Raw genomic sequence first — 8730 nt, forward strand, 5'->3', positions numbered from 1 at the left:
TAAGCACTCATGGCTGATCAGAATTGACTCAGACGCAATGCTAGCAGCCTTTGCTACCCGGGTATGCCAAAGACCTTTTGCAGCTCTTTGGGCAGCACACTGCTGTACATCCTTGCCGGCTGCGCCTCACAGCGACGAACGATGTCGGGCAAGGCATCGATCAACTGGTGATTGAGCGTCATGCCCTTTTGCGAATCGGGCTGGCTGGCGAAGACCGGGAGCAGCAGCGCCGCGCTGGTCTTGGCGAACGTCGGCGCGCTGCTCAAGGGCTGCTTGGGGTAGCTCTTGCGAAACAGCGCCAACTCCTCGTTCAGCGCGCTGCACGGCTGGAACAGCATGTTGTGCACGACTTCCTGCGCATTGAGGAACTGATTCGGCGCAGACGCGGGCGAGAAGATCATGGTGTTCTGCGCGTCGATCACCGCTGGCGCGTCCGCCGTGACCTCCCAGGGCTCGAACCGCCAATGCTCGGCCGCCGCTTTCGCCGCCACAGCAAACGCTTCATGGGTGGCACTGAGGACTTTAACGTCGGTGACGGAACCATCGTTATGAATGTTCAGGCTGATCCGCGCATCCCCCACCACATCGACCAGCTCCGCCGGATACCAGGGTTTGGGCATATAGGCCGTGTCTGTAGACGGAGGGAATGCCGCCAGCGCGTTGAACGAGCACAGCAGGGCTGCACCGAGCAGAAGTAGACGCATGGAAAGTCCTTTTAGAGGCGCCGAAACAGGGGCGACGATTGTCGCGCACCTCCCCGACAAAGGACAACCGTTCTCATCTTCATCCACGGTGATGGGGTGGGCGATCGAAAATCATTGTAGGAGCGAGCTTGCTCGCGATGGACACAAGGACGGCGTGGTGCACCAGGCTTAACGCGTCATCGTTGACGCCCATCGCGAGCAAGCCGCAAGCGGGCGCTCGCTCCTACAGGTCAAGCGCAAGCCTGGCGATCAACGCTCGTGCAACGCCTCCGCCCGGGCCTTGATGATCGGCTTGAGCAGGTAGCTGAGGATGGATTTCTTGCCGGTGATGATGTCCACCGAGGCCACCATGCCGGGGATGATCAGCAAGGGCTTTTCATCGGTGCCCAGGTGGCTGCGATCGGTGCGCAGGGTGATCATGTAGTAGGTGTTTTTCTTGTCTTCGTCAGTGATGGTGTCGGCACCGATCTGCTCCAGCTTGGCCTTGAGGCCACCGTAGATGGTGTAGTCATAGGCAGTGAACTTGACGATGGCTTCCTGGCCCGGATGCAGGAACGCGATGTCTTGCGGGCGAATCTTCGCCTCCACCAGCAGGGTGTCGTCCAGTGGGACGATTTCCACCATGTCGCTGCCGGGCTGAATCACCCCACCGATGGTGTTGACCAGCAGTTGCTTGACGATACCCCGCACCGGCGAGGTCACCAGGGTGCGGCTGACACGGTCTTCCAACGCCTTGCCGGTTGCCTGGGCCTTGTTCAGGTCGGTGCGTGCTTCGTTGAGCTGGGTGAGCGCCTCACTGCGGAATTTACCGCGGGTTTCATCGATCTTGCGTTGTACTTCCTTGATCGCCGACTCGGCACGGGGGATCGCCAGGGTGGTGGCATCCAGTTGGCCGCGGGTTTCGACTTCCGCCCGCTTGAGTCGCAACACTTCCACCGGAGACACCGCGCCCTGCGCCACCAGCGGCTCGGACATGTTGATTTCCTGGCGCTGCAAGCCCAGGGCCTGGCGGTACTGCGCTTGTTTGGAGCTGAATTCGCGCAGCTCTTGCTGACGCTGGATCAGTTGTTCCTGCAACCCGCCAATTTCATCGTGCAGTTGCTGGCGACGGCTGATGTACAAGGATTCTTCGCTGGCGGCCTGCACTGGCACGGCTTTCATCACGTCATCCGGGAAGGCCAGCGGGCGGTCATCGACCTCGGCGCTCAAGCGCTCCACACGCAGCAGCATGGACAGGCGGTCGGCTTCGGTTTCGCCGACGTTGGACACAAACCGCGTGTCATCCAGGCGAATCAGTGGCGCGCCGGCCTCGACGATCTGCCCTTCGCGAACGAACAATTCGGCAACGATCCCGCCCTCGAGGTTCTGGATTTTCTGCAGCTTGGACGAGGGAATCGCCTTGCCGTCGCCACGGGTGACCTCATCGATCACCGCAAAATTGGCCCAGACCAGCATGAACACGAAGAAGCCGATGATGCCCCAGATGGTCAATCGCACCACACGCGGGGCGTCTTCGATCAGCGCCTTCTTGACCTCTGGCAGCGGTTGCCCATCGAGTGAGTCGGAGCCTTTGAAATAACGACGGATCGAGTCGCGCATACCGGACTTAAGCAACACTGATCTGCCCCTTCTTCAACGCTTCCATGACCACGGCTTTTGGACCATCGGCGAGAATTTGCCCACGATCGATGACCAGCAACCGGTCGACCAGTGACAACAGTGAGGCCCGGTGCGTGACCAGCAACACGGTCTTGTTCTCGATAACGGCTTGCAGGCGTTGTTTCAAGCGTTCTTCACCGGTGTTGTCCATGGCGCTGGTCGGTTCGTCGAGCAGCATGATCGGCGGATTGAGCAGCAGCGCACGGGCCATGGCCACGTTCTGCCGCTGGCCGCCGGAAAGGTTTTGCCCACGCTCGCCGACTTGCAGCTCGTAACCCTGGGGGTGCAGGCGGGCAAATTCGTGCACGCCCGCCAGCTCGGCAGCCTGCAGGACCATTTCGTCTTCCACGTAGCGGGCACCGGAGACCAGGTTATCGCGCAGGGTCCCGGCCAGCAGCTGGATGTCCTGCGGCACGTAGCCAATGTTGTGGCGCAGCTCGCTGACGTCGATCTGGCGGATGTCCACACCGTCGACCAGCAAGGCACCGTCATCCGGCTGGTACAGGCCGACCAGCAGCTTGGCCAGGGAGCTTTTGCCCGAGCCGCTGCGGCCGATGATGCCGATCTTCTCGCCCGGCTTGATCACCAGGTTGATGTTTTTCAACGCCGGGTTCTGTTGCCCCGGGTAGGTGAAGTTCAACTGGCGGCATTCGATAGCGCCTTGCACCACCCGGCGGCTCAGCGGGCGCTCTTCGAAGTTGCGCTCTTGGGGCAGCTCCATCATGTGGTCGACCGAACCCATGGTGACCTTCGCCTGTTGATAGCGGGTCAGCAGGCCGGACAGCGAGGCCAGCGGGCTAAGTGCCCGGCCACTGAGCATGTAGCACGCGATCAGGCCGCCCATGCTCAGGTTGCCGGCGATGATCTGGTACACACCGAAGGCGATCATGATCACCCCGGCCAGTTGCTGGATCAGCAAGGTGATGTTGATCGACAACCCGGAGAGCATTTTTACCCGCAGTTCTAGCCGGCTGAGGGTGCCGATGGTCTGCTCCCACTGATACTGGCGCTCGCTCTCGGCGTTGTTGACCTTGACTGCGTCCAGGCCGGCGAGGGTTTCGATCAGGCTCGACTGGCGCTCTGCGCCCAGGGCCATGGTGCGTTCCATGGTCGCCTGCAACGGCTTCTGCAAGACATAGCCGATCAACAGGGCGATCGGGAAGGCCAGCATCGGAATCCACACCAGATGCCCACCCAGCAGGGCGATCACCAGGAAAATCAGGAGGGTGAAGGGCAGGTCGATCAGGCTGGTGAGTGTCAACGAGGCGAGGAAGTCGCGCAGGCTCTGGAACTCATGGATGTTCTGCGCAAAGCTGCCGACCCGGGCGGGTCGGTATTTCATCGACATGCCGACGATCCGCTCGAACAGTGTGGCGGAGATGATCAGGTCGGTTTTCTTGCCAGCCAGGTCCAGGCACAGGCTGCGCAAACTCTTGAGGATCAGGTCGAACATATAGGCGCCGGTAATACCAACCACCAGCACCCACAGGGTCGCTTCGGCCTGGTTGGGCACCACGCGGTCGTAGACGTTCATCACGAACAGCGGCGCGGCCATGGCGATGATGTTGATCAGGAAACTGGCGGCGATGGCGTCGGCGTACAGCCAGCGCGAACGCTTGAGGGTGTCGCGGAACCAGGAACGCGCACGCGGGATCAGGGTGCCATGGTTCACATCGAATTTATGCTGGGGCTGGGCGAAGAATGCCTGCCCGGTGTAATCGTCCGCGAGCATCTCGCGGCTGACCAGGACTTCGCCACCGTCGCTTTCGCTGAGCAGCAAGCGTGCCTGGTCGTCGCCCTGCCAGCCCAGGAGGACCGCACTGCGATCGTCCTTGAGCAGCAACAGCGCCGGCATGGCAATGGCGGGGATCTTGTCCAGCTTGCGTTGCAGCACCCGCCCTTGCAGGCCGGCACGCGCCGCTGCACGGGGCAGCAGATCGATACTCAGGCGCTGCTTGGGCAATGGCAACCCGGTGGTTAGCATTGCTGCGCTGGCGGGTTTCTGGTGCAGGGCGCATAGCGCCAATAATCCGTCGAGCAACGGATCATCGTGCATCGCGCGTGGATCATGACTGAGATGAACTCGACTGGCTTCTGATTCCACGCTCGGTACTCTTGGCTATCAATTGAACATTAAATAAAGCTCAATTCATGCCAGGTAGCTGGACTTTTGGCTTCACGTCGTTCTGCACGACGGAGGCCATCGGTGCGACCACTCCCTGGCTTTTGAGCAACTCGCCCATGGTCGCCTTGATTCGATACTGAGTAAATAACTGAATGTTCTTGATTTCCGCCAGGCGGCGGGAAGCGCTGAACAATTCGTTTTCACTGTCGAGCAAGTCGAGCAGGGTCCGCTCGCCAAGACTGAACTGCTGCTGGTAGGCGCTGCGCACGCTGGTGCTGTAGTCGACATACTTCTGGGCGATCGGCACCTGGGCGTTGGCGTTGTTCAAGGCGTTCCAGGCCAGGCCCAGTTCCTCGTTCAGCACCCGCAGGGCATTGTTGCGGATATCCAGCGCCTGGTTGGACTGATAGGCCTTGGATTCCAGGTCAGCCTTGTTGCTGCCGCCGGCATACAAGTTGAAGCGCATGCGCAACATCGCCTGCCATTCATTGCTATGACCGTTCATGCCATCCAGGTCGTTGTCGGCGGTGCGGCCCAGCTCGGCATCAAAACGCGGGTAGAACGCCGACTTGGCGGTGTCGTACTGCTTCTCGGCGGCAACGATGTCCGATTCTGCGGAACGCAGGATAGGGCTGTTGTCCAGCATCTGCTGGCGCGCCTCATTAAGGTTGGCCGGCAGCATGGCCATGAACGGCGCAGGACGCTCCAGTTGATCCGGCAGTTGGCCCACGGCGCTCAAGTAATTGGTCTGGGCATCGGCCAGGTTGGTCTGCTCGGTGATCAGGTTGTTGCGTGCCTGGGCCAGGCGCGCCTCTGCCTGGTCACGGTCGGCGGTACGGCCTACGCCGCGCTCGGTGCGCAGCCTGATCTGATCGAAGATGCGTTCGTGATTGCGCAGGTTGTCTTCGGCCAGTTGCACGAACTCGCGACGGGTCAGCACATCGAGGTAAACCTGAGCCACGGTCAACGCGGTGCGCTCGGAGGTCCCCAGCAAGGAATAGGCGCGAGAATTGACGGTGGCTTGTTGACGCCCGACTTCGCTGGATGTCGCAAAACCGTCAAAAACCATTTGTTGCAGGCGCAGACTCGACTCGCCACGGCTCAAGGTTTCCCAATCGTTCCTGCCAGTACCCGCGCGGGTGCTCGGGCTGTCGGTACCTTCGCGACCATATCCGCCGAGCAAATCGACCTTGGGCAGGTACCCCCCTTCTGCTGCTCTGAGTTGATAATCAGCAGCCAGGCGATTGTTCACGCCGGCCTGGATTTCCGGGTGGACGTCCAGTGCCTGTTGCATGGCTTGAGGCAGGGTTTGAGCGTTTACAAAACTGGCGGCGAGGGCAAACGGTAGAGCCTTGAACAGGTGCGAAAGCATAAAAGGATTTCCCAGGACTTCATGTCTCAAATCACAGCAAAAAGGAGCTGCTGCGGCGGAAAATGGCAACCGAAATGGCCGTATGTCAGATAGCTCGAAACAGGAACTGGATCACACGCTGCAGGACAGGTCGCCGCGTAAATATCAATGTGACATTACCGGGGCAATTGTTTAGGATGCCCTGCAGAAGGTCAATAGTTTGGCATTAAGTTAATCGCGAAAAGTTATTGCCAAATTATTGACGGAAAAGCGCGTCATTTGTACGTCTATTATTTTTATGTACGTCCAGGCTGAATCGGCAAAATGCCCTTTCAGGTCTATGGAAGCCTACTGAACGGAACACCGGAGAGTCCTTAATGAGCAGTGTTGTTGCCATCGTCAAAAGCATTGTCGGTCAAGTTTTTGCGGTGTCCCCAGAGGGCATCCGCCGTATTTTGATTGAAGGCGATCGGCTGTTCGTAGGTGACCAACTGGACACCGGCCCGGCGGGCGCCGTGACCCTGGAACTGGCTGACGGTCGCATGCTGGACCTGGGCCGCGACAGCCAATGGAGCGGTAGTGCTCCGGACTCCAGTACCGACTTGGCACAAGCCACCGCGCAGGCCGCACCGTCGGTAGAAGAACTGCAGCAAGCCATCGTCGCGGGCGCCGACCCGACCACCGAACTGGAAGCCACCGCAGCCGGCCAAAGCGCCGCAGGTACCGGGGGCGCCGCCGGAGGTGGTCACAGTTTTGTGATGCTGGACGCCACCGCTGGCCGGGTTGACCCGACCATTGGTTTCCCGACAGCGGGCATCAATTCCGCCTTCACCGCCGTGGAAGACACCACCGGCGGCCAGGACAACCGCAGTAACGACAACCTGCTGCGCGGCTCGACCCTGAGCCTGAGCGCCACGCCGACCATCACCGAAGCGGGCGGCGTACTGGTCTACACCGCGAACGTGACCCAGGCGCCGCTGAGCGACCTGACCATCACCCTGTCCAATGGCGCGATCATTGTCATCCCTGCCGGCCAGGTCACTGGCAGCGTCAACGTTCCCCTGGCCCCGAACGACAGCGTCTACACCGACCCGTCGCAAATTACCGTCACCGTAACCGGCACCACCGGTGGCGGCGGCCTGGTACTGACCGTCGACCCGACACCTGCCGTCACCCAGATCACCGACACCATCGACACCACCACGGTCACACTGACCGCGGAGCCGACGATCACTGAAGGCGGCCAGATCACCTACACCGCCACCTTGACCAACCCGGCACAGACGCCGGTGACCGTGACCTTGAGCAACGGCTCGGTCATCACCATCGAAGCCGGTAAATCCACCGGCACCGTGGTGGTCGATACTCCGGTCAATGACGTCTACAACAATGGCAGTACTGTCACTACCACCATTACTGGCGCTACCGGCGGCAACTTCGAAAACCTGGTGCCAAGCCCTACTCCGGCTGTCACCACCATTACCGATTCGCCTGACACTACCGGCCTGACCTTGACCGCCACTAGCGGTATCACCGAAGGCGGCCAGATCACCTACACCGCGACCCTGACCAATCCGGCGGGTACGCCGATGACTGTGACCTTGAGCAATGGCTCGGTCATCGTCATCGAAGCGGGTAAAACCAGCGGTAATGTGGTGGTCGAGACTCCGGCCAATGACGTCTACAATAATGGCAGTACTGTCAGTACCACCATTACCGGTACTACCGGCGGCAACTTCGAAAACCTGGTGCCGGACACCACTCCAGCCGTTACCACCATCAGCGATTCGCCAGATGCCACCGGCCTGACCTTGACCGCCACTGGCGGTATTACCGAAGGCGGGCAGATCACTTACACCGCGACCCTGACCAATCCGGCGGGTACGCCGATGACTGTGACCTTGAGCAATGGCTCGGTCATCGTCATCGAGGCGGGTAAAACCAGCGGTACCGTGGTGGTCGATACTCCGGCCAATGACGTCTACAACAATGGCAGTACTGTCAGTACCACCATTACCGGCACTACCGGCGGCAACTTCGAAAACCTGGTGCCAGACACCACTCCAGCCGTTACCACCATTACCGATTCGCCTGACACTACCGGTCTGGCCTTGACCGCCACTGGCGGTATCACCGAAGGCGGTCAGATCACTTACACCGCGACCCTGACCAATCCGGCGGGTACGCCGATGACTGTGACCTTGAGCAATGGCTCGGTCATCGTTATCGAGGCGGGTAAAACCAGCGGTAATGTGGTGGTCGATACTCCGGCGAACGATGTGTATGTCAACGGCAGCACCGTAAGCGCGACGATTACCGGCACCACTGGCGGTAACTTTGAGAATCTGGTGCCGGACACTACTCCGGCCGTTACCACCATCAGCGACTCGCCTGATGCCACTGGCCTGACCCTCACCGCCACCGGCGGTATTACCGAAGGCGGTCAGATCACTTACATTGCAACCCTGACCAACCCGGCGGGCACGCCGATGACTGTGACCTTGAGCAATGGCTCGGTCATCGTCATCGAGGCGGGTAAAACCAGCGGTTCTGTAGTGGTCGATACCCCAGCGAACGACGTGTATGTCAACGGCAGCACCGTTAGCACGACGATCACGGCTACCACTGGCGGTAACTTCGAGAACCTGGTGCCGGACACCACACCAGCTGTCACCACCATTACCGATTCGCCAGATGCCACCGGCCTGACCCTCACCGCCACCGGCGGTATTACCGAAGGCGGTCAGATCACTTACATTGCAACCCTGAGCAACCCGGCGGGCACGCCGATGACCGTGACCTTGAGCAATGGCTCGGTCATCGTCATCGAGGCGGGTAAAACCAGCGGTTCTGTAGTGGTCGATACCCCAGCGAACGACGTGTATGTCAAC

General features: G+C 60.3%; 5 protein-coding genes. 1 reads left to right on the top strand and 4 read right to left on the bottom strand.

Annotation, left to right across the window (positions count from 1 at the left end):
- Positions 1-53: 53 nt before the first annotated feature.
- The 4 genes from ACIOVD_RS05715 to ACIOVD_RS05730 all read right to left on the bottom strand — a co-directional run bounded on the left by ACIOVD_RS05715 (position 54) and on the right by ACIOVD_RS05730 (position 5860).
- Positions 54-704: a TonB family protein gene (locus tag ACIOVD_RS05715; RefSeq protein WP_095170828.1), complete on the bottom strand. Its 651-nt coding sequence runs from the start codon at positions 702-704 to the stop codon at positions 54-56.
- A gap of 249 nt (positions 705-953) precedes the next feature.
- Positions 954-2321 carry an HlyD family type I secretion periplasmic adaptor subunit gene (locus ACIOVD_RS05720; protein WP_095170826.1) on the bottom strand — a complete coding sequence of 456 codons (1368 nt, stop codon included), beginning with the start codon at positions 2319-2321 and terminating at the stop codon, positions 954-956.
- On the bottom strand, positions 2311-4467 hold the full coding sequence (locus ACIOVD_RS05725) for a type I secretion system permease/ATPase (protein WP_095170824.1): 2157 nt from the start codon (positions 4465-4467) through the stop codon (positions 2311-2313). Before ACIOVD_RS05725 ends, ACIOVD_RS05720 begins: the two co-directional genes overlap by 11 nt.
- A gap of 40 nt (positions 4468-4507) precedes the next feature.
- Positions 4508-5860, bottom strand: coding sequence for a TolC family outer membrane protein (locus ACIOVD_RS05730; RefSeq protein WP_095170822.1), 1353 nt, complete (start codon positions 5858-5860; stop codon positions 4508-4510).
- Between the two features lie 356 nt (positions 5861-6216).
- Here ACIOVD_RS05730 and ACIOVD_RS05735 point away from each other — a divergent pair.
- The coding region (locus ACIOVD_RS05735; protein WP_401126576.1) for a retention module-containing protein at positions 6217-8730 on the top strand (2514 nt) is incomplete at its 3' end.

This window comes from Pseudomonas sp. NPDC087626, from assembly GCF_044743405.1.
In the GTDB taxonomy this organism is placed as follows: Bacteria; Pseudomonadota; Gammaproteobacteria; order Pseudomonadales; family Pseudomonadaceae; genus Aquipseudomonas.

What these genes read in the sequence shown, in the direction of transcription:
- ACIOVD_RS05715 (WP_095170828.1), bottom strand. Translation starts at nt 704, where the DNA reads ATGCGTCTACTTCTGCTCGGTGCAGCCCTGCTGTGCTCGTTCAACGCG.
- ACIOVD_RS05730 (WP_095170822.1), bottom strand. Translation starts at nt 5,860, where the DNA reads ATGCTTTCGCACCTGTTCAAGGCTCTACCGTTTGCCCTCGCCGCCAGT.